The 21,113-nt window shown below is 61.8% G+C and carries 21 protein-coding genes, 1 other RNA gene and 1 pseudogene; 15 read left to right on the forward strand and 8 right to left on the reverse strand.

Annotated features, from left to right (window positions below; genetic code table 11):
* Positions 1-8: 8 nt before the first annotated feature.
* A pseudogene (locus AC1DUP_RS03005) lies at positions 9-191 on the forward strand (Asd/ArgC dimerization domain-containing protein); the annotation flags it as partial.
* 61 nt (positions 192-252) lie between these two features.
* Here AC1DUP_RS03005 and AC1DUP_RS03010 read toward each other — a convergent pair.
* Positions 253-660: a DUF2000 family protein gene (locus AC1DUP_RS03010; protein WP_113300145.1), complete on the reverse strand. Its 408-nt coding sequence runs from the start codon at positions 658-660 to the stop codon at positions 253-255.
* Between the two features lie 49 nt (positions 661-709).
* Between AC1DUP_RS03010 and AC1DUP_RS03015 the strand changes: the two genes are divergently transcribed.
* From AC1DUP_RS03015 to AC1DUP_RS03025, 3 genes are all read left to right on the forward strand, one after another.
* On the forward strand, positions 710-1,636 hold the full coding sequence (locus AC1DUP_RS03015) for an AraC family transcriptional regulator (RefSeq protein WP_113506904.1): 927 nt from the start codon (positions 710-712) through the stop codon (positions 1,634-1,636).
* Between the two features lie 106 nt (positions 1,637-1,742).
* Entirely contained in the window at positions 1,743-2,375 is a 633-nt protein-coding gene (locus AC1DUP_RS03020; RefSeq protein WP_477832040.1) for a DapH/DapD/GlmU-related protein, read from the forward strand.
* A gap of 58 nt (positions 2,376-2,433) precedes the next feature.
* Positions 2,434-2,859 (forward strand): GFA family protein, encoded by a 426-nt coding sequence (locus AC1DUP_RS03025; protein ID WP_477832041.1) that lies wholly within the window; start codon positions 2,434-2,436, stop codon positions 2,857-2,859.
* A gap of 42 nt (positions 2,860-2,901) precedes the next feature.
* Here AC1DUP_RS03025 and AC1DUP_RS03030 read toward each other — a convergent pair whose 3' ends face one another.
* Both AC1DUP_RS03030 and AC1DUP_RS03035 read right to left on the reverse strand, forming a co-directional pair.
* A complete protein-coding gene (locus AC1DUP_RS03030; protein ID WP_477832140.1) occupies positions 2,902-3,996 on the reverse strand; it encodes an AbrB family transcriptional regulator in 1,095 nt (364 codons plus the stop codon).
* Between the two features lie 151 nt (positions 3,997-4,147).
* Positions 4,148-5,050 (reverse strand): LysR family transcriptional regulator, encoded by a 903-nt coding sequence (locus tag AC1DUP_RS03035; protein ID WP_477832042.1) that lies wholly within the window; start codon positions 5,048-5,050, stop codon positions 4,148-4,150.
* A gap of 97 nt (positions 5,051-5,147) precedes the next feature.
* Here AC1DUP_RS03035 and AC1DUP_RS03040 point away from each other — a divergent pair, with 97 nt between their 5' ends.
* The 3 genes from AC1DUP_RS03040 (at position 5,148) to AC1DUP_RS03050 (ending at position 11,520) form a co-directional block, all read left to right on the forward strand.
* Complete coding sequence (locus AC1DUP_RS03040; protein ID WP_477832043.1) at positions 5,148-6,200, forward strand: aldo/keto reductase; 1,053 nt, start codon at positions 5,148-5,150, stop codon at positions 6,198-6,200.
* Between the two features lie 101 nt (positions 6,201-6,301).
* Positions 6,302-7,714, forward strand: a complete 1,413-nt coding sequence (locus AC1DUP_RS03045) for an FAD-binding oxidoreductase (protein WP_477832044.1) — start codon at positions 6,302-6,304, stop codon at positions 7,712-7,714.
* 89 nt (positions 7,715-7,803) lie between these two features.
* Positions 7,804-11,520 (forward strand): AsmA family protein, encoded by a 3,717-nt coding sequence (locus AC1DUP_RS03050; RefSeq protein ID WP_477832045.1) that lies wholly within the window; start codon positions 7,804-7,806, stop codon positions 11,518-11,520.
* 26 nt (positions 11,521-11,546) lie between these two features.
* Here the strand turns inward: AC1DUP_RS03050 and AC1DUP_RS03055 are convergent, their stop codons facing one another.
* From AC1DUP_RS03055 to ssrA, 4 genes are all read right to left on the reverse strand, one after another.
* A complete protein-coding gene (locus tag AC1DUP_RS03055; protein ID WP_113300154.1) occupies positions 11,547-11,768 on the reverse strand; it encodes a ribbon-helix-helix domain-containing protein in 222 nt (73 codons plus the stop codon).
* Positions 11,769-11,851: 83 nt separating this feature from the next.
* Positions 11,852-12,040, reverse strand: a complete 189-nt coding sequence (locus AC1DUP_RS03060) for a DUF4169 family protein (RefSeq protein WP_113300155.1) — start codon at positions 12,038-12,040, stop codon at positions 11,852-11,854.
* A 48-nt stretch (positions 12,041-12,088) separates the two neighbouring features.
* Positions 12,089-12,601 carry an SspB family protein gene (locus AC1DUP_RS03065; RefSeq protein ID WP_113300156.1) on the reverse strand — a complete coding sequence of 171 codons (513 nt, stop codon included), beginning with the start codon at positions 12,599-12,601 and terminating at the stop codon, positions 12,089-12,091.
* A 131-nt stretch (positions 12,602-12,732) separates the two neighbouring features.
* Positions 12,733-13,110, reverse strand: a transfer-messenger RNA (tmRNA) gene (gene ssrA, locus AC1DUP_RS03070).
* A 114-nt stretch (positions 13,111-13,224) separates the two neighbouring features.
* Between ssrA and AC1DUP_RS03075 the strand changes: the two genes are divergently transcribed.
* From AC1DUP_RS03075 to AC1DUP_RS03100, 6 genes are all read left to right on the forward strand, one after another.
* Complete coding sequence (locus AC1DUP_RS03075) at positions 13,225-14,019, forward strand: thymidylate synthase (protein ID WP_113300157.1); 795 nt, start codon at positions 13,225-13,227, stop codon at positions 14,017-14,019.
* A 113-nt stretch (positions 14,020-14,132) separates the two neighbouring features.
* Positions 14,133-14,654, forward strand: a complete 522-nt coding sequence (locus AC1DUP_RS03080; RefSeq protein WP_477832046.1) for a dihydrofolate reductase — start codon at positions 14,133-14,135, stop codon at positions 14,652-14,654.
* Between the two features lie 146 nt (positions 14,655-14,800).
* The gene (gene hflK / locus AC1DUP_RS03085) at positions 14,801-15,892 is read left to right on the forward strand and encodes an FtsH protease activity modulator HflK (RefSeq protein WP_113300159.1); all 1,092 of its coding nucleotides are present in this window, start codon (positions 14,801-14,803) and stop codon (positions 15,890-15,892) included.
* Between the two features lie 3 nt (positions 15,893-15,895).
* Positions 15,896-16,861, forward strand: coding sequence for a protease modulator HflC (hflC, locus tag AC1DUP_RS03090; protein WP_113300160.1), 966 nt, complete (start codon positions 15,896-15,898; stop codon positions 16,859-16,861).
* An 11-nt stretch (positions 16,862-16,872) separates the two neighbouring features.
* Positions 16,873-17,058: a DUF2065 domain-containing protein gene (locus tag AC1DUP_RS03095; protein WP_477832047.1), complete on the forward strand. Its 186-nt coding sequence runs from the start codon at positions 16,873-16,875 to the stop codon at positions 17,056-17,058.
* A gap of 103 nt (positions 17,059-17,161) precedes the next feature.
* The gene (locus AC1DUP_RS03100; RefSeq protein WP_477832048.1) at positions 17,162-18,895 is read left to right on the forward strand and encodes a Do family serine endopeptidase; all 1,734 of its coding nucleotides are present in this window, start codon (positions 17,162-17,164) and stop codon (positions 18,893-18,895) included.
* Positions 18,896-18,975: 80 nt separating this feature from the next.
* Here AC1DUP_RS03100 and serB read toward each other — a convergent pair whose 3' ends face one another.
* Positions 18,976-19,866, reverse strand: coding sequence for a phosphoserine phosphatase SerB (gene serB / locus AC1DUP_RS03105; RefSeq protein ID WP_477832049.1), 891 nt, complete (start codon positions 19,864-19,866; stop codon positions 18,976-18,978).
* Between serB and miaA the strand changes: the two genes are divergently transcribed.
* A complete protein-coding gene (gene miaA, locus AC1DUP_RS03110; protein ID WP_113311957.1) occupies positions 19,865-20,761 on the forward strand; it encodes a tRNA (adenosine(37)-N6)-dimethylallyltransferase MiaA in 897 nt (298 codons plus the stop codon). The two genes, serB and miaA, sit on opposite strands and share 2 nt — an antisense overlap.
* Positions 20,762-20,848: 87 nt before the next feature.
* Positions 20,849-21,106 carry a hypothetical protein gene (locus AC1DUP_RS03115; protein WP_113311972.1) on the forward strand — a complete coding sequence of 86 codons (258 nt, stop codon included), beginning with the start codon at positions 20,849-20,851 and terminating at the stop codon, positions 21,104-21,106.
* Positions 21,107-21,113: the final 7 nt, after the last annotated feature.

The following is a 21,113-nucleotide window of genomic DNA, read 5'->3' on the forward strand; positions in this document are numbered from 1 at the left end:
ATCCGGGTGCCGGTGCTCCCGGCCTGCTGCTGGTGGACGACCGCGCGGACAATCATTTCCCGATGCCGTCGGAAGCATCAGGCCAGGACGATGTGCTGGTCGGCCGCGTCAGGAAAGATCTCGGCGATCCCTCCGGGTGCAGCATTGCGCTCTTCGTCGTCGTCGACCAGTTGCTGAAGGGGCGGCGCTGAAAGCCGAACAGCTGCTGCCAGGCTGAAACGCCAGCGGCCGGGGGTCACCCGGCGTCTTGCCTCAATGCTGCATCGTCGCGCCCTTGGTGATCTTGTCGACGATCTTCTTGTCGGCGCGGAGCGCAATGCCGACGACCTTGGCGTCGTCCGGGGCGTATTCGGCAAAGACGGCCCGGTTAGCGGCGTCGTGGCCGGTTGAAAACATTTCTTCGATGAAGACCGAGGAGGTCACCTCGCGTTCCAGCGCGCGGCGGTGGATCGTCGATATCGTCGCTTCGTCGGCCGATAGGACGATGATCGGCTGGATGGATAGCGGGTTGTAGAGATTGCCGGCGCGGTCCTTGTAGGGTTCGCCGATAATGTCAGGATATTGCCCGGCGATGCCTGTCGAAAGGAAGGCTGTGACATTCAGCTTCTGCCAGCCGGCAAGATTGTTTCGCAGGACGATCGCAATTTTGGTATCAAACATTCCAGTCTCTTTCATCAGGGTATCGACTTCATAAGGGTAGTTACGGGCATTGAGCCAGGATCTAACGCCGCAGGTCTTCGAAGGTCTTGAACGTTTGTGCGAGCCGCAGGCCGGCAGCGGCATACTGGCCGCGCCTGCCGGCAGCGGTATCCTGACTGCGCCGGCTTTTCCCGGCATCGAGCGCATCGAGGCGCAGTTCTCGGGCAACATGTTCGAGCCGCACCGGCATGATACCTATGCACTCGGCGTCACCCTGCACGGCGTGCAGACCTTCACCTATCGCGGCGAGCGGCGCTTCAGCATGCCGGGGCAGGTCATCGTGCTGCATCCTGACGAGGAGCATGATGGAGGAGCTGCGACCGAAGCCGGGCTGCATTACCGCATGCTTTACATGGAGCCGGCGCTGCTGATGGAATGCCTTGAGGCGGAAAAGATAGGTCTTCCCTTCGTCGACCAGCCCGTGATCGCCGACGGAGCGCTGGCCCAGGTACTGCTCGCCGCACTCGGCGAACTGGACCGGGAGCTGGACGAACTCTTCGTCGATGATTTCGTCAGCCGCGTAGCAGGTGGCCTGTCGCGGCATTCGCAGGTGCGCCGACGGGTTCTGGGCACTGTTGCCTGGAAACAGGTGCGGGCGGCGCGGGATTATCTGGAGGCGCATGCTCTGCGGCCGGTGCGCTCGGGCGAGCTGGAGAGCATTACCGGGCTCGACCGTTTCACCCTGTCACGGCATTTCCGCACAGCCTTTGCCACCAGCCCGCACCGTTACATGGTGATGCGGCGGCTGCAGCAGGCAAAGGCCCTAATGGGCGAGGGCGAAGGTTTTGCCGATGTGGCGGCCGCGACCGGCTTTGCCGACCAGGCGCATTTCATCCGGCATTTCAAGAAGGCTTATGGCGTGACGCCGGGGCGTTGGGCAGGGCTTCAGCGTTTTTATGCGGCGAAGGCCAGCGATGGCAGCCTGCCGCGCTCCTGATCTGATGGCCTTCTATAACTGATTTCGCTGCCCGGTTCTTTGGCAGTCTAGCGTCACATATCCTTCATTGTCCCCGGGTAGGCAGGCCAACACCTGGAGACTGTCAATGCACTCGACCACACAACCAAATCGCCCCAAAATCGCCGAGACCGTTATCCACTCGACGGCGAGTATCAGAGATTCCGATATAGGCAGATGCTGCGAGATCTTGGCGGACACATCTCTGCACACGGTCGAACTCGGGGACTATTCCTATCTGGGGCCTCGCTGTATCGTCGGTGACGCGACGATTGGAAAATTCTGCGCTATTGCAGCAGAGGTCAGGATCGGCGCGCCCAATCATCCGATGGACCGCCCGTCCATGCATCGTTTCAGCTATTGCCCTGAATATTACTCTGCGGATGCCGTGCGCGACCAGTCCTTCTTCGATGAGCGCAAGGAGGATCGCGCCGTCATCGGTCATGACGTCTGGATTGGCCACGGGGTCATCGTGTTGCCGGGTGTAAAGGTCGGAGACGGTGCCGTGTTTGCTGCAGGCGCGGTCATCACCAAAGACGTCCAGCCATATACGATCGTCGGCGGCGTTCCTGCCAAATTCATCCGCGAGCGGTTCACGCGCGATATCGCAGAGAAGCTTGCTTCCATCGCCTGGTGGGATTGGCCTTTCGAGACCATCATGGAGCGGCTCGCGGACTTTCAGTCCAACGACATCGAGGCCTTCTGCGAGCGCTGGTCGTAGAACAATCTCAGCAAAAAATGTGTAGCGCTTCTACTGAGAACAACGAGGGTGGCTGGCAATGAGCGACGAGAGACAACAACATGATGCAGCGTGTCACTGCGGTTCCGTCAGGTTCCGCGTCCGGCTCGCCGACGCATTCAACACGATCCGCCGCTGTTCATGCTCCTACTGCCGGATGCGGGGTGCGATTGCCGTCTCGGCACAGCTTTCGGATATCGAATTTGTCCAGGGTGAGGACAATCTGACGCTTTATCAATTCAATACCGGCATCGCCAGGCACTATTTCTGTAAGACCTGCGGCATCTATACCCATCATCAGCGCCGCTCGAATCCAAACCAGTTCGGCATCAACGTCGCATGCATTGCGGGCGTCAGCCCCTTTGATTTCCCGGAGGTTCAGGTCATGGATGGTGTCTCCCATCCCGCGGATTCCGGGTCCGGGCCGCAGGTGGCCGGGATACTCCGGTTCGAGCCGACGACCTGAGATCATGCCCGCTAAGGGCAAAATTCGGTTTTCGCCGCGAACTTAGACGGACTGCTCCGCAAGCCCCGACCGGCGGGCGATGAAGCGGGCGAGCGCCGGGCCGATCAACAGGATCATCATGAAGCGGCCGGTCTGCATGGCCATGACGAAGGGCACGTCGACATCGCTTGAGGCGGCGATGATGGCGACGGAATCGGCGCCGCCGGGGCTGGTCGCCAGATAGGCGGTCAGCGGGTCGATGCCGGCGAATTTGTGAAGCGCCACCGCCATGCAGCCGCAGAGCGTCATCAGTATGAGAATGGAAGCGGAGACGCGCGGCAAGGCGCGGGCGGCATGCTTGATGATCGAGCGGGTAAAGCGCAGGCCGATGCTCCAGCCGATCAGTGCGTAGCTCAGCGCCAGGATCCACATCGGCAGCTCGATCTTCAACAGTCCGAAGCCCTGCAGAACGGCGCCGCCAATCAGCGGGATGACGATATTGCCGCCCTGGATGCGGAGGCGGAAGACGCCGTAGCAGCAGATAGCAGCGAAGACCATGGTCATGGCGAAGGCCGGCCAGTCGACCGGTGGGAAGAAGATCACCGGCGGCGGCTCCTCGCCATCTGCGGCGATCCAGAGACGGGAGATGACGGAGGCGCCGACGGCGACGAAGACGACGCGCAGGTATTGCATGAAGGCGACGAGGCGAGCATCGGCGCCATAGGCCTCCGACATGATGACCATGGCCGAGGCACCGCCGGGTGAAGAGCCCCAGACGGCGGTCGTGCCGGGCAGCACCTGCCAGCGCGTGAGCAGCCAGCCGAGGCCGGCGGCAATGGCGATGACCGAGACGATGAAGAGAAAGAAGAGCGGCGCATCCTTGGCCATGGTGCCGAGGATGTCGGGTGTAATGTTGCGCGCCATCAAGAGGCCGACCAGCACCTGGCCGAACTGCAGTGGCCAGTAGGGCACGCGCAGCTGACCCCTGCCGACGGTCAGGGCCAGTACGATGGCCGCAACCATCGGGCCGATCAGCAGCGAGGCGGGCAGCGCGAAGAGTTCGAGGAAAAGGACTGATATGGCCGACAAGGCGAGCAGCAATGCCCATTTGGGCAGGCTCGCTTTCTGAAGGAAGCTGCTTGCGTCCAAAACTATAATCCCGAACTTTTCGACCGGAGCGAGCCCGAAGGCGCAGGTGGGAGGAGGCCCCGGCATTATGAAGAGGCCGGCTGCGAGGGCCGGCAGGCGCAGACCCGGTATAGGCGCGGGGCGGCCAGAGGGTCAATTGCGGAATCTGGCCTTTCTCTCCCTAAAGCCTGACGTGTTTGGCAAGGAAATCAAGCAGGGCGCGCACGCGCGCCGGCAGTGGTCCGCCCTGGCCGATATAGACGGCATAGAATTCTTCGACATCACCGGGGCTGAGCTCTTCCAGCACGGCAACGAGCCGGCCTGCGGCGATATCGGCGCGGACGGTGAATTCGGTCATGCGGGCAAGGCCGGCGCCAGAGAGCGCCAGGTAACGCATGGCCTCACCATCGCCGACCTGCAGGCCCGGTGTCAGGGGAATGGTGATCGTCTCACCATTGTCTATCAGCGGCCAGCCTTCCAGCGCCCGGGCATAGGAAAAGCCGATGCGGCGATGATTGTACAGTTCGGCGGCTGAGCGCGGTTCACCGTGTCGCTGCAGATAATCGGGCGAGGCAACGATGATCTTTCCGGCGGCCCCGAGCTTGCGGGCGATCAGGCTCGATGTCTTCAGCGGGCCGGCGCGGATTGCGACATCGGCGCGCTCTTCCAGCAGGTCGACGATCTTGTCGGTGTGGGTGATATCGAGTGTGACGTCCGGATGCTCGGCCATGAAGTCCGGTATCAGCGGCGCCAGCACATGATTGCCGAAGGAGCCGCTGGTGTTGATACTGATGCGGCCCGCCGCCTGCTCCCCGGCAGAGGCGAAACGCTCGGCCTCCGATATGTTGGCGAGAATTGCGACGCTGCGTTCATAGAAGGCGCAGCCTTCCGGCGTGAGCTGAAACTTGCGCGTCGAGCGGTTGACGAGGCGGGTGCCGAGCCGGGTCTCCAGCCGTGCGACCAGCTTGCTGACGGCTGACGGCGTCATGCGCCGCATCTGCGCGGCAGCGGAGAAGCCGCCGCGCTCGACGACGCTGACGAAGACTTCCATTTCGCCGGATCGATTGATGTCCTGACGGCTCATGATGATGAATTCAAATCACAGATGATATGCTCACAGGCAATCTATATCATCGTAATAGTGGGGTCTATCTCTACCTGAGAGAATAGGAGATCGGATCATGGAATACAGAAATCTCGGCGCATCGGGCCTGAAGGTGCCGGTGCTGAGCTTCGGGGCCGGAACCTTCGGCGGCAGCGGCCCGCTCTTCGGCGCCTGGGGCACGACGGATGCACAGGAGGCGCGGCGGATGGTGGATATCTGCCTGGAGGCCGGCGTGACGCTTTTCGATACGGCGGATGTCTATTCCGCCGGTGCTTCGGAGGAGGTGCTGGGACAGGCAGTCTCTGGCCGGCGCGATGCTGTGTTGATCTCCACCAAGACGGCGCTGCCAATGGGCGAGGGGCCAAATGACTGGGGCAGCTCGCGGGCGCGGTTGATCCGCGCGACCGAGGATGCGCTGCGCCGGCTGGGCACCGACTACATCGACCTCTTGCAGCTTCACGCCTTCGATGCGTCGACACCGGTGGAGGAGGTGCTTTCGACGCTCGACGGGCTCGTAGCTGCCGGCAAGGTGCGTTATATCGGCGTTTCCAATTTCTCCGGCTGGCAGCTGATGAAATCGCTCGGCATTTCCGAGAAATATGGCTACCCGCCTTATGTTGCCCATCAGGTTTATTATTCGCTGGCCGGGCGGGATTACGAATGGGAGCTGATGCCGCTTGCCGCAAACCAGCAGGTAGGCGCGCTGGTCTGGAGCCCGCTCGCCTGGGGCCGGCTGACTGGCAAGATCCGTCGTGGTGCGCCGCTGCCCGAGGGAAGCCGCCTGCATCAGACCGCCGACTACGGTCCACCTGTCGATGACGAAAAGCTCTTCGATATCGTCGATGTGCTGGACGAGATCTCGGCCGAGACCGGCAAGACGGTGCCGCAGATCGCCATCAACTGGCTGATCGGCCGGCCAACGGTTTCAAGCGTCATCATCGGTGCGCGAAACGAGGAGCAGCTGCGGCAAAATCTCGGTGCCGTCGGCTGGAGCCTGACGCGGGAGCAGATCGAGCGGCTGGACACAGTCAGTGCCGTGACGCCGCCTTATCCCTACTTCCCCTATTATCGGCAGGAGGGCTTTGCGCGGCTCAATCCACCCGCTGTCCCTGCAACAAAGATGGGATGAAATCTTCCCGGCATCCCGGCTGGACAGCCGCTTTGACTTGCCTCATACCCAGCCTGCTACAGATACTGTAGCAGGCTGTGGAATGCAGGGAGATCAAGGGCATGGCACTGCGCGACGCGAAGGCTGGGGTGCGAAACGAAGCGGGGATCGAAGCCGTCACGGGCATTCTGAAACAGCGTTTCGGGGAGCGCTTCCAGACCGGCCAGGCTTTTCGCGCCCAGCATGCACACACGACCACCTATATCCCTGCCCAACTGCCCGATGGCGTGCTCTTTGCCGAGACGGCTGACGACGTCAAGACCGCTGTGCGAGCCTGCGCCGACCATAAGGTGCCTGTTATAGGCTTCGGTACCGGCTCTTCGCTCGAGGGCCAGGTCAATGCCCCGGATGGCGGCATTTCCATCGATTTCAGCCGCATGAACCGGGTGATCGAGGTCAATCCTGAGGATCTCGACTGCACGGTCGAGCCCGGCATCACCCGCGAGGCGCTCAACATCCATCTGCGCGATACCGGCCTGTTCTTCCCGATCGATCCCGGCGCCAACGCCTCGATCGGCGGCATGACCTCGACGCGGGCCTCCGGCACCAATGCTGTGCGCTACGGAACGATGAAGGACAATGTGCTTTCAGTGACGGCAATCACTGCGACGGGGGAGGAAATCCGCACCGCGCGCCGCGCTCGCAAGTCGTCGGCCGGTTACGACATGACGCGGCTTTTCGTCGGCGCGGAAGGCACGCTCGGCATCCTCACTTCGGTGACGCTGCGGCTGCATGGCATTCCGCAGAAGATCGCGGGCGGCGTCTGCGCCTTTCCGAGCGTGAAGGCGGCCTGCGACGCCGTCATCATGACGATCCAGATGGGCATTCCGGTGGCCCGCATCGAACTCGTCGATGCGCTGCAGATGCGTGCCAGCATCGCCTATGCAGGCCTTCCTTATGAGGAGAGCCCGGCGCTCTTCCTCGAATTCCACGGCACGGATGAGACGGTGGCGCTGCAATCGGCGGCCTTCGCCGAGATCGCGGCCGAATGCGGCGGCGGCGAATTCAAGTGGACGGCGAGCCCCGAGGAGCGGACGAAACTCTGGAAGGCGCGCCATGACGCCTACTGGTCGGTGCGCGCGCTCGCACCCGGACTTGCCGTACTTTCGACCGATGTCTGTGTTCCGATATCGCGGCTTGCGGATTGCGTTGCCGAGACGCAGGCCGATATCGAGGCAAATGGTTTGCTGGCGCCGATCGTCGGCCATGCGGGCGACGGGAACTTCCATGTGCAGCTGTTGTTCGACGACAAGAGTGCCGCGGGGATCGCGACAGCCGAGGAATTCGTGGCCCGGCTGAATGCGCGGGCGCTCGCAATGGATGGCACATGCACCGGTGAACACGGGATCGGGCAGGGGAAAATGGCGTTTCTGGAGCAGGAGCTCGGCGGTACGGTAGATTTGATGCGCCAGATCAAAAAGGCGCTCGATCCCGACAATATCCTCAATCCCGGCAAGATTTTTCATCTGGGCTGAAAATGGAATAATCTCATGATCTTGGCCCTTGCTCCCGGCATGAATAGCGCTAGTGTCGGCAACAGAATCCCGAATGGAGAATCCCTGACTTGGTAGGCCGCTTCCTCGTCTTTCTAGGAGGAGTGATCGTCGTAGTGCTCTTCGTGGCACTGCTGGCGCCGTTGTTCATCGACTGGACAGACTTTCGCAAGAATTTCGAGGATCAGGCAAGCCGCATCATCGGCAAGAAGGTGACGGTGCATGGCACGGTCGACGCACGGCTTCTGCCGTTTCCGTCCGTGACGCTGCACGATGTGCGCGTCGGCCAGGAGGACGACGGCACGCCTGTGGTGCAGGTCGAGCAGTTCTCCATGGATGCCGAGCTTGCGCCGTTCCTGTCGGGCGAAGCGCTGATCTTCGACATGCGCGTCGTCAACCCCAAGGTGCGGCTGCGGCTTCTGAAGGATGGTGCGCTGGACTGGACGCGCGGCAGCCGGCCGGAAATTCCGGCCAAGACCGTGGTTCTGGAAAATGTGCATGTCAGCGGTGGCGAGATCGAATTCGTCGACGACCAGTCCGGCCGTTCGCGGAACGTGACCGGGCTCAATGCCGAGATGTCGGCCAAGTCGCTCGCAGGTCCGTGGCACATCGAGGGCGACGGCGCGCTCGACGGCGAGCATGGCAGCTTTTCGATCTCCAGCAATCAGCCGGACGAGAGTGGCGTGTTGCGCATGCGCACCCGGCTTGCACCCGACAAACATCCGGTCACCGTCGATCTCGATGGTGAGCTGAAGCTCGTCGACAGCCGTCCGAACTATCAGGGCACGATCTCTGCGGCGATCGAAAACCGCGAAGGCAAGGCCGAAAAGGGGGAGCCGCCGCCGCCGCGCCTCAAGGGCCGTTTCGAGCTCACCAACGACCGCATCCGCATTCCCGAATACCGCATGGAAGTCGGCTCGACGGACGACCCCTATGTGATCTCCGGCGAGGCGACGCTCGATACCGGCACCGCGCCGGAATTCCTGCTGACCGCCGATGGTCAGCAGATCGACGTGAACCGGATCGGCAATCAGGGCGCTGCCGGCAAAACCAACCGCGACCCGGCGGTTTCGGCACGTCAGCGATTGAATTCGCTGATCGAGATCATCGCCCAGGTGCCGATCCCGCAGGTGCCGGGCAAGGCGACCGTGCGCCTGCCTGCAATCGTTGCCGGCGATACGACGATCCGCGATGTGGCGCTGGAACTGGAGCCCGCCGGCAATGGCTGGATGATCGGCAATGCCGTCGGCACGCTGCCCGGCCGCACGCAGGTGGAAGGCAAGGGTAAGCTGACGCTCACGGGCGATCCGTCCTTCAACGGCCAGATGGTGGTTGCCTCCAACCAGCCGACCGGGCTTGCCTCCTGGCTGGCGGGATCGGTCGATCCGGCCATCCGCCAGCTCCGGCGGGCGGGCTTTTCAGCCAATGTCAGCTTGACGCATGATCTGCAGCGCTTCGAAAACCTGGAGATCGCGATCGGTGCTGCGACGCTGAAGGGGCGGCTGGAGCGGCAGGCGACCAACGGCCAGACGCCGTCTCTATCCGTCGCACTGAACGGCGATACGCTCGATCTCGATGCGCTGCGGGCGCTAACGGGCCTCTTTACCGGCCAGGATGCCGGCGACAACGTGCTCGACCACAAGATTGCGGCTCAGCTCAAGGCCGACAAATTTACGGCTTTCGGGGTGCAGGCCGATAATGTCGAGACCACCTTTACGCTCGCCGACGGAGCTCTTTCCGTCGACCGGATGTCGATCAAGAACCTTGCGGGTGCCGAGCTGACGGCGACCGGCAAAGCGGAAGGGTCGCTGCTCGACTACAAGGGCACCGGCGAGATCACCTTCAAGTCCGCAGATCCCGGCTCCTTCTTTGCCATGCTGCGTGAGCATCTGCCGCATCACCCGGTTATGGACCGGCTGGTGCGTAATGCCGCTTGGTACGGCAATACTGCTCTTCGCGGCGCGCTGACGCTCGGGGGCGATGACGGCAATGCGCTGTCGGTGACGCTGGCAGGTGTTTCGAACGGTAGCCGCGTCAATCTCGACTACCGTATGTCAGACCTTCTGGCGCTGACCGGCAACGGCACGACGACGCTGGAGGCGACGCTCGACAACGCCGTTCCATCGATCCTCTTTGGCCAGGCGGGTCTCGATCCGCTGCCGATCGATGCAGGCGCCAACGGCCGCATGACGTTGAAGGTAACGGCGGCGGGCAACGATCCTGCCGATGCCGCGCTGACCTTCGCGACAGACCGGACGTCGTTTACGGCAAACGGCAAGGTCGATGTGCGGCCCGACACCTTCATGAACGGCAATCTCGCCGTGTCGCTCGAAAGTGCCGATCTCGATCCGTACCTGGTCATGAACGGCATAGCGCTGCCGCAGCTTGGCACCGGGCTGCCCTTTGGTCTGCAGACCAACGCAGCCATCGATCCCGATAAGGTTGTGTTCTCCGACCTCAAGGGCCATGCGGCCGACAATGAATTCTCCGGCGCGCTGACCTTCGACCGCAAGGCGGCGAAGACAACGGCAAGCGGCGCGCTTGCGCTTTCCAAGGCCGATCTCGGCTGGATCGGCGAGGCGGTATTCGGGCAGATCAACGACCCGGCCAACGGCCAGTTGACGACGGCAGCCCTCGGCCAGCCGCTCTTCCGCGATCTCGACGTCAATCTGAAGCTCACCGCCAAGCAGTTCTGGCCGGGGCTCTTCGATACGGCTGTCAATGATTTCACCTCCGACGTCGCCTACAAGGGCGACGAGGTGCAACTCAACAACATGGCCGGCAGCTGGGATGGCGGCACGCTTTCGGGCAATATCCTCTTTACCAATGCCAACGGCACGGGCTTCCTGCAGTCGCGGCTGGTGCTTGCCGATTCCGATCTCGGCGGCGTGGTCTGGCCGCGCGACGGAGCGCCTGTTGCCAACGGCAAGTTCGGCCTGTCGCTGGCGCTCGAAGCTTCGGGCAAGACGGTTTCGGACATTGCGAGTTCGCTGAATGGCTCGGGCGAAATCCGGCTCGGCGAGACCAGCGTTCGCGGGCTGAACCTCGCGATCCTGGCGCCGCTGCTGGCTGCTACCGATCCGATGCAGGACCAGATCAATGCCGGCAAGATACATCCGATCGTCGAAACGCTGCTGAACAACGGCGAGGCGAAGCTGCCGCCGCTCGGCATTCCCTTCAACGTGACTGACGGTACGCTGCGGGTCCAGAATGTCAGCGTCGCCAACGACCTGGCGCATTTGACTGCCGATGCGCAGGTCGAGCTGCCGCAGGGGCGCATCAGCGCGACGCTCGGCATCGGTCTCAATCCCGGCGCGGAGGCGCTTTCGGGTGCGGAGCCCGGCATCCGGTTGAACTTCTCCGGCCTGCTGGCTTCTCCAGGCAAGACGATGGATGTGACCGACATCACGAGCTATCTTTCGTTGCGCGCTTTTGAGCGCGAGCGGCGGCGCGTCGAGCGGCTGCAGACCAATGTGCTGGAAAAGCAGCGGCTGCGGCGTGAGGTGGCGCTCTACCGGTTCAATGACGCCCAGCGGGCTGCGGCTGCCGAGGTCGAGCGGCAGCGGAAGGCGGAAGAAGAGCGACTGAGGGCCCTTGCGCAGGAAGCCGCACAGCGCAAGGCGGTAGCCGAGGCGAAGGCGGCTGCCGAAGCGGAGGCGCGCGCCAAGGCTGAGGCAGAAGCGAAGGCTAAAGCTGCTTCGGAGGCCGAGGCCGCGCGGCGGGCCGAACAGCCCTTGTCGCCCGGGCAGCTCAATTTCGATCAGTTGCCGGGCGTTCAGGCGCAGTAAGAGGGCTGCTCAGGCAGGCCGGCCTATCAGGCGTTCGCCGCTGCATTTTTCAGCCAGCACAGAACGTGCAGACGCAGCGCCGAGGAGAGGTTGCTGTCAGGCGGGCGGCCATCATCGATTTCGGATATCAGCGCCGCGAGCGGCAGGGAGCGACTTGCGGCAATCGCCTTTAACTCGGTCCAGAATTCATCTTCCAGCGAGAAACTGGTGCGGTGCCCATGCAATGTCGCCGAGTGTTTACGGATCATCGGGCTGCTTCGTCTTCGTTGAGAAAGCGATTCAGGCAGGAATCGCATCTGTTTGATCGCTCGGGCTTTTCACCCACTGGCGATCAGGTCTCGTCGTCTTCGATCCGGCCCTGATCGAGAGCCTTTTCGGCCTTCTCGTTGAGGGCGCGGGTCAATTGTTTTTCGGCCTTGGTACGGCCGTGGGAGATACGGTTCTGCTCCGCCTGCTTTTCCTTCTCGGAGCGAGCCTGCTGCTTGCGGAACTGGCGTAGGTTGACGATTTCGGCGCTCATGCAGTTGCCTCCATCACGAAAAAAGGGAGGCATTCGCCTCCCTCTGCATTACTGCTTCTTGCGGAAGGAATCGAGCGAGATAACGGAGCCCGGCTTCTTCTCTTCGCCGTCGGCGGTAGGCTTTTCGTCCGCACCCTCCGTCTTGATGGCATCGACGGGATAGGCAGTGATCTCGGCGGCCGGCAGTTCCTCGCCGTCGCTCAGCGGGACGTCGAACTCCAACTCGAAATTGACCGAGGGGTCGTAGAAGCCTCTGATGGCATTGAAGGGGATGACGAGCTTTTCCGGCACGTCGGAGAAGGACAGGCCGATCTCGAAATGGGATTCGGTGATCTTCAGTTCCCAGAACTGGTGCTGGATGACGATGGTCATCTGCTCAGGATATTTGGACTTCAGGTGCTGCGAAATGCGCACGCCGGGAGCGCCCGTGAGAAACGTGATGAAGAAGTGATGGTCGCCGGGCAGACGGCCCGTCGTTCCGACTTCGGTCAAGACCTTGCGGATGACACCGCGCAACGCGTCCTGTGCCAGAATGTCGTAGCGGATATGATCCTGCCCCATGCTTTTCCTGTCTTTCGTCGGTTTAGAAGTCTTTTCACGAACTTATATGGCACGTCCGGGCGCTTTGGGAAAGGCGCAAGCCGATTCATGCGTTCATCAAGCATACATGATTTCGTCGAAAAAGGGGAGAAGGTGAAGGCTTCTGTTGCCAGGTGCCTTCGGACCCCGCCTTACGGGGCTAACCGTAAGGGCTTAGTTCGGAATTCTCACACCGCCATTAGGCAGCGAGAGCGTATTCCTTAGCGTTGTTGTCGTTTGCAACTACACTTGTGACCCGATAACGGCGGTATCATGCCGAGCGAAAAGTCGATCTTTACACCCTTGTCGATCCTATTTCGCCCCCATCAAAAGCAGGCCTTTTCCACTCACGGAAATCCGCCTGTTTTTGGTGGAGGCGCCGGGTACCGCCCCCGGGTCCAATAGGTTTATTCCACCGCCCGTTTATCGCCATAGCCGGCCCGAAAGCCGGCAGGAGGGATATAGTGTTTTTGTGATCGCAAGGGAAGGGGATACGTCATAAAAGCGTCGCGGTTTCCCGCAGTTTTGCTTGGATATTCAGGAGAGCTCATTGGTTTTCAGCCGCTTTGCCCTTAAATTGCTGGCAAAAGGAATCGGCTGACACCATGAAGCAATATCTCGACCTCCTGAGCCATGTGATGGAAAACGGCACCGATCGCGGCGATCGTACCGGCACCGGCACGCGCTCGGTTTTCGGCCATCAGATGCGTTTCGATCTCGATGCCGGCTTTCCGGTGCTGACGACGAAGAAGCTGCATCTGCGCTCGATCATCTATGAGCTCTTGTGGTTCCTGAAGGGCGAGACCAATATTCGCTATCTGAAGGACAACGGCGTCAGCATCTGGGACGAATGGGCCGACGAAAACGGTGATCTCGGACCGGTCTATGGGGCGCAGTGGCGCTCCTGGCCGGCGCCCGATGGCGGGCATATCGACCAGATCGACAATCTCGTGAAGGGCCTCGTCAAGAATCCGAATTCGCGCCGCCATATCGTTTCGGCCTGGAATCCGGCCGAAGTGGACAATATGGCGTTGCCGCCCTGCCACTGCCTGTTCCAGTTCTATGTGGCCGACGGCAAGCTTTCCTGCCAACTTTACCAGCGTTCTGCCGATATCTTCCTCGGCGTGCCCTTCAATATCGCCTCCTATGCGCTGCTGACGATGATGGTGGCGCAGGTGACGGGGCTGAAATACGGCGAGTTCGTCCATACGCTCGGCGATACGCATCTCTACCACAACCATTTCGACCAGGCGAAGCTGCAGCTGACGCGTCAGCCGAAGCCGCTGCCCCGCATGGTGTTCAAGCGTGACGTGAAGGATATATTCGGCTTCGTCTACGAGGATTTCGAGCTCGTCGGCTATGATGCCGATGCCAGTATCAAGGCGCCGATCGCCGTCTGAAGCGTGTCGCGATCTCTCTGATCGCTTCCCACGCTTTAGACTTTTGTTTCGCATGTCGTTATCGCAAGACGGCTGCACAGTTTTGAGCGACATGCTCCAAGCCGGGAAGGCCGATGTCCGATATCCGCAAGACCATCTTCGTTGCCGTTGCGCGCAATGGCATCATCGGCCGCGACGGCGACATGCCCTGGCGGCTTTCGACCGATCTCAAGCGCTTCAAGGCGATGACAACAGGCAAGCCTGTCGTGGTCGGCCGCAAGACATTCGAGAGCTTCGGCGGCAAGCCGCTGCCGGGGCGCCAGCATGTGGTGATCTCGCGCGGCGCCGATATCGATCATGCCGACGTGCATATGGCCCGCTCGCTCGACGAAGCGATCGCGATGGCCGAAGAGCTCGCTCGCAATCAGGGCGAAAACGAGATCTCCATTCTCGGCGGCGGGCAGATCTACGCGCAGGCGATGGCGCTGGCCGACCGCATGTGCGTGACGCATGTCGAGGCCGACGTGGATGGCGATACATCTTTTCCTGACATCGATCCCGCTGTCTGGGTGGCGACGGAGAGCCTTGATGTTCCGGCCGGGGAGAAGGATACCTTTCCCACCCGTTTCGTCGTTTATGAACGTCGAGACGCCTGAAAAGGAACTATTTTCCAATTATATTGACCAAGTTTCTGACACCGCGTTGAAAGCCGGTGCTGTGATACTTATAACGGTCGGATCGCATCCGCCGGCAGCCCCCACGGCGGTTGGATGTGTATGACGTAACGAACAACGAGGTTTTGATGCCCTGGAGCAATCAGAATGGCGGCGGCGGCCCTTGGGGCGGCGGCGGCGGTAATAATCAGGGACCATGGGGGCAGGGGCCGAACCGTCCACGCGGCGGTGGCGGCGGCAAGGGCGGTCCGCCCGATCTTGAAGACATTATCCGGCGCGGGCAGGATCAGCTGCGCGGCTTTATTCCGGGCGGTTTCAACGGCGGTGTCGTTGCGATCGTCGTGGCTGTCATCGCGATCTTCTGGCTTTTCCAATGCATTTACGTCGTCCAGCCGGACGAGCGCGGCGTCGAGCTGCGCTTCGGCAAGCCCAAGGAAGAAATTTCCATGCCGGGCCTGCATTTCCATTTCTGGCCGCTTGAGACCGTCGAGACGGTCAAGGTGACGGTGCAGCAGCTCAATATCGGCGCGACCACGGCTGGCTCTTCCAGCGGTCTGATGCTGTCGAGCGACAAGAGCGTCATCAACGTGCAGTTTGCTGTCTTTTATACGATCAGCGACCCGAGGGCCTATCTTTTCGGCGTCGAGAACGCGGCCGAGACGCTGCAGCAGGTTTCCGACAGCGCCATGCGCGAAGTCGTCGGCCGCCGTCCGGCACTGGACGCATTCCGCAGCAACCGCCAGCCGATCGAGACGCAGGTTCTCAACATCGTTCAGGATACGATGAACCGCTACGGTGCGGGCATCACCGTGACGGGCGTGACGATCCAGAACGTGGCGCCGCCGCGCGAAGTTGCCGACTCCTTCGAAGAAGTTCAGCGTGCCGGTCGCGACCGCGACAGCACGATCGAGGACGCCAACCGCTATACGAACCAGAAGCTCGGCCAGGCGCGAGGCGATGCCGCCCGTATCCGTGAAGACGCAGCCGCCTATAAGGACCGCGTTGTCAAGGAAGCGGAAGGTGAGGCACAGCGCTTTACGGCCATCAATGACGAATATTCGAAGGCTCCCGACGTGACGCGCAAGCGCCTGTTCCTCGAAACGATGGAGCAGGTTCTGAAGAACTCCAAGAAGGTCGTGATCGACGACAAGCAGGGCGTCGTGCCCTACCTGCCGCTCAACGAGATCAACAGACCGGCTCCGGCACGGCAGGGAGGTTGAACCATGGTATCGAACAGACTTCCCGTAATCCTCATCGCGCTCGCGATCCTTCTCGCCATTCTCTATTCGTCGATCTTCGTCGTGAATGCGCGTGAACAGGCGATTGTCGTACGCTTCGGTCAGATCCAGTCGGTGAAGACCGAGCCTGGTCTCTATTTCAAGCTGCCGTTCGGCTTCATGGATGCCGACCGCGTACAGTTTGTGGAGAAGCGCGCCCTGCGGCTCGACCTCGATAATATCCGCGTTCAGGTTCAGGACGGCCAGACCTTCGATGTCGATGCCTTCGTGATCTACAACATCGCGGATGTGCGCCGTTTCCGTGAAACGGTGTCAGGCGACCGCGACGCTGCCGAGGCACGGCTGCGCGCGCAGCTCGATTCCTCGCTTCGCCGTGTCTACGGTCTGCGTGACTACAACGCAGCGCTTTCGGAAGAGCGCGTGGCGATGATGCTCGAAATCCGCGACGATCTTCGCACGGATGCCGAAAACCTCGGCCTGCATATCGATGACGTCCGTATCCGCCGGACGGATCTTTCGCCGGAAGTGGCTCCGAACACCTACAACGCCATGCGCTCCGAGCGTCTGGCCGAAGCCGAGCGCATCCGCGCCGAAGGTAATGAAGAGGGCCAGCGCCGCCGGGCTATCGCCGACCGCCAGGTCGTCGAGCTCACCGCCGACGCGCAACGCGATTCGGAAATCCTGCGCGGTCAGGGTGATGCGGACCGTAACCGGATCTTCGCTGAATCCTTCGGCAAGGACCCGGCCTTCTTCGAGTTCTATCGCTCGATGGCCGCCTATTCCACGGCACTTTCCTCGCAGGATACGACGCTGGTGCTTTCGCCGAGCTCGCAGTTCTTCCGCTACTTCGAGAATGCTGACGGCAGCCAGCCCGCTGCACCGGGCCAGACCGGTGGCCTCTTGCCGCCTGCATCCGCGCAGCCGGCCGCTCCGGCACAGCCGGCGAACTGACGACAGACGGAATGCAGGACCTCCTCACCGGGCTTGCATTCTTCCTCATCATCGAGGGGCTGGTCTACGCACTGGCCCCTCGTTTTCTTGTCGAGATGGCGAAGCTTCTTCCTACCGTGCCCGAACGACAACTCAGGGTCTTCGGGCTTGCTGCGATGGTGTTCGGCGTCGGCTGTGTCTGGCTTTTACGAGGCTAAGTCATATTCGCACGGGGATTTCTCGAAAAGGTGATTTCGCCCTCCATCATTCCGCCTTATGCTGATGGTGTATGTGCGCTTTATCCCCAGACGAGGAAGCTTGATGGCCCCCACGACTCGCTCGCCCTTCAGACGAACGCTCGCGATTTTGGCCGGCACTGCCCTCCTGGCAAATGTCGGTGCAGGCGGTGTTGCGCATGCGCAAACCGCCCCGGCGCCCGCTGTACCTGAACAGGCAGCGCCCGCGGCACCTCAGCCCGCGCCCATCTCACCGGCTGCAGTTGCGCCCGCGGCTCCGCCGATGCAGATGACGGCTCCGGGCAGCGGACCGGCTTCCGTCGCGGATCTTGCCGAAGGGCTGCTCGATGCCGTGGTCAATATCTCGACCTCGCAGAACGTGAAGGATGACGAGGGCGCAGGCCCCGCACCGCGCGCCCCCGACGGCTCGCCCTTCCAGGAATTCTTCAACGACTTCTTCAACAAGAAGCAGGGCAATCGCGGCCCCAACCACAATGTCAGCTCGCTCGGCTCCGGCTTCGTGATCGATCCCTCGGGCTATATCGTCACGAACAACCACGTGATCGAGGGCGCCGACGATATCGAGATCAATTTTGCCAACGGCTCCAAGCTCAAGGCCAAGCTGATCGGCACCGATACCAAGACCGACCTTTCCGTGCTGAAGGTGGAACCGAAGCAACCGCTGAAATCCGTCAAGTTCGGCGATTCCAGCACGATGCGCATCGGCGACTGGGTGATGGCGATCGGCAACCCGTTCGGCTTCGGCGGATCGGTGACGGTCGGCATCATTTCCGGTCGCGGCCGCAACATCAATGCCGGTCCCTATGACAACTTCATCCAGACGGATGCGGCGATCAACAAGGGCAATTCCGGCGGTCCGCTCTTCAACATGAAGGGCGAGGTGATCGGCATCAATACCGCAATCATCTCTCCGTCGGGCGGCTCGATCGGCATCGGCTTCTCCGTGCCGTCGGAGCTTGCTTCCGGCGTCGTCGATCAGCTTCGCGAATATGGCGAGACGCGGCGCGGCTGGCTTGGCGTGCGCATCCAGCCCGTTACCGACGAAGTGGCCGACAGCCTCGGCCTCGACAGCGCCAGGGGCGCGCTGGTCGCGGGTGTCATCAAAGGCGGGCCGGTCGATGACGGCTCGATCAAGGCAGGTGACGTCATCCTGAAATTCGACGGCAAGACCGTCAGCGAGATGCGCGATCTGCCGCGCGTGGTGGCCGAAAGTTCTGTCGGCAAGCAGGTCGACGTAGTGGTGCTGCGCGACGGCAAGGAGCAGACCGTGAAGGTGACGCTCGGCCGTCTCGAGGATAGCGATCAGGCGGCGGCTGCCGACAATTCGACCGATGACGGCGTCATCAATCCTGATCCCGGCGAAAACAACGATATGGACGAACCGAATCAGGATGGCGATCAGGGGCAGGCCGCACCTGACGGGCAGGATCCGCAGCAACAGGATCAGAGCCAAGGACAAGGAACGGGCCAGGATCAGGCAACGCCCGGTCAGGCCGCTCCCAAGCACGTGCTCGGCCTGTCGCTCTCGCTGCTCAGCCCCGAGACCCGCAAGACCTTCGGCATTGCCGAGAGCGTCGACGGCGTTGTCGTGACAGAGGTGGCGCCGGGGTCGGCAGCCGCGGAAAAGGGCCTGAAGCCCGGCGACGTGATCGTCGAGGTCGCCCAGGAGTTCATGAAGTCGCCGGATGCTGTCGCCAGCAAGGTGCAGACTTTGAAGCAGGAAGGCCGGCGCAATGCGCAAATGATGGTCGCTGCCGCGAATGGCGACCTGCGGTTCGTTGCGGTGCCGATGGAGTAGGGTCGTCGAATACAGACCCGAAAATCAAAAAGGAGCGGTTAGCCGCTCCTTTTCAATGTTTAGCGATGCATCGTAAGGCCTCAGGCCATCACGAAATCCGTCTTCCGGTAGCCCTGGATATAGAGCAGCGCTGTCAGGTCGCCGTGGTTGATACGCATGTCGGCTTCGGCGGCGACGGCGGGTTTGGCGTGCAGAGCGACGCCGGAACCGGCCAGATGGAGCATGCCGAGGTCGTTGGCGCCGTCGCCAACGGCGATTGCGTCTTCCGGTGAGATGCCAAGGCGGGTCGAGATGTCGTTGAGGGCGTCGACCTTCGCCTGCTTGCCGAGGATCGGCTCGGCGACGTGACCGGACAGGAAGCCGCCTTCCTCAAGCAGGATATTGGCGCGGTTTTCGTCGAAGCCGAGCGTGGCGGCGATGCGGCTCGTGAAGACGGTGAAGCCGCCGGAGACGAGGGCGGTATAATAGCCTTTCGCCTTCATCGTGGCGATCAGTTCGGGACCGCCTGGTGTCAGCGTGATGCGCTTTTCAATGACTTCGTCGACGACAGAGATCGGCAGACCCTTTAGCAGGGCGACGCGTTCGCGTAATGCGGGCTCGAAGGCGATTTCGCCGTTCATGGCGCGGGCGGTAATCGTCGCGACCTTATCCTTGAGGCCGACTTCGGCGGCGAGTTCGTCTATGCATTCCTGGCCGATCATCGTCGAATCCATATCGGCGATCAGCAGCTTCTTGCGGCGGGTTTCCTGTTGCTGGATGACCAGGTCGATCGGGCTGCCGGCGATGGTGGCGAGCAGGTTGGCCTCGGCTGCCTGCCTGTCGCTGCCGTCTGCGAGGACGATATCGCAGGCAATGCCATCCGCCAGCCAATAGAGCCCGGACGCCTTGACAGCACCGGCGGCGCGCTCGGCGATCTCAGGCGAAAGAACGGGGTTTGACGGATTGGCAACAAGCGTGGCAACGAGGGCCATGATGGAAAACCTTCTGAGCACTGTGAATGCGATCCTGATAACCGGGCCGACCGCCAGCGGCAAGTCCGCGCTTGCCGTTGACCTCGCCAAACGCCATGGCGGCGTGGTGATCAATGCCGACAGCATGCAGGTCTATGACACATTGCGGGTGCTGACGGCGCGCCCTTCGCAGGAGGATATGGAGGGCGTTCCCCACCATCTCTACGGCCATGTGCCAGCAGGTCAGGCCTATTCGACGGGCGCCTGGCTGCGGGACGTGACGGCGCTCTTGCCGCGCATTCGCGCCGAAGAAAAGCTGCCGGTCTTCGTCGGTGGCACGGGGCTCTATTTCAAGGCGCTGACGGGCGGCCTTTCGGAAATGCCTGTCATCCCGGACGAAATACGTCAACGGCTGCGGGCGCGGCTGATCGAGGAGGGGGCGGAGGGTCTGCATGCGGAACTTGTGAAAGCTGATCCTGCAGTTGCTAAAAGCCTGAACGTGCAGGACGGGCAGAGGATCGTGCGGGCGATGGAGGTTTTCGAGGCAACGGGTCAGTCGATCGCCGAATTTCAGGGTCAGGCGGGGCTTCAGATCATCGATCCCGATACGGCACGCAAGATCGTCGTGCTGCCGGATCGTGCCCTGCTGCATCAGCGCATCAACGGGCGCTTCGAGCGGATGCTGGAGCAGGGGGCGGAGGATGAGGTGAAGGCCCTGCTGGCGTTGGATATTCCCGCCGAGATGCCGGTCATGAAGGCAATTGGCGTGTCGCAGATCGCAGCGATGCTGCGCGGCGAGATGAACCGTGGCGAAGTGATCGAGCGTGGTGCGGCCGCCACCCGGCAATATGCCAAGCGGCAGATGACCTGGTTCCGCAATCAGATGGACGAAAGCTGGGAGCGGGTTTCGCCTTAGGACGTCCGTTGGATCTACGCATCCTTCACGCCCGCAAAACGGCTAGAATGATCCTCGAATCATAACTGGCGGAGCTATGGGGCCTGCATGAACAATTTTCTCGCCAAGACGCTTTCTTCTATCAACGCGTTGATCGCCATCATCATTCTCGCGTTTTCCACGCTTTCGGGCGCGACCGCTGCTGCGGCGCAGGGCGGATCGGGCATGTTCATCGTCGGAGCAATTCTCGGCGCCATCGGCGGCATCGTGGTCGCGGCGCTGATCTGCGGCACCATCGCCTTCCTGGCGCTGATCGAGCGCCATCTCTCCGAAATCGCAGCGGCAACGCGCCAGCCGCGCCCGTAAGCAGCAC

It is taken from the genome of Rhizobium sp. 01L419 (genome assembly GCF_056400025.1).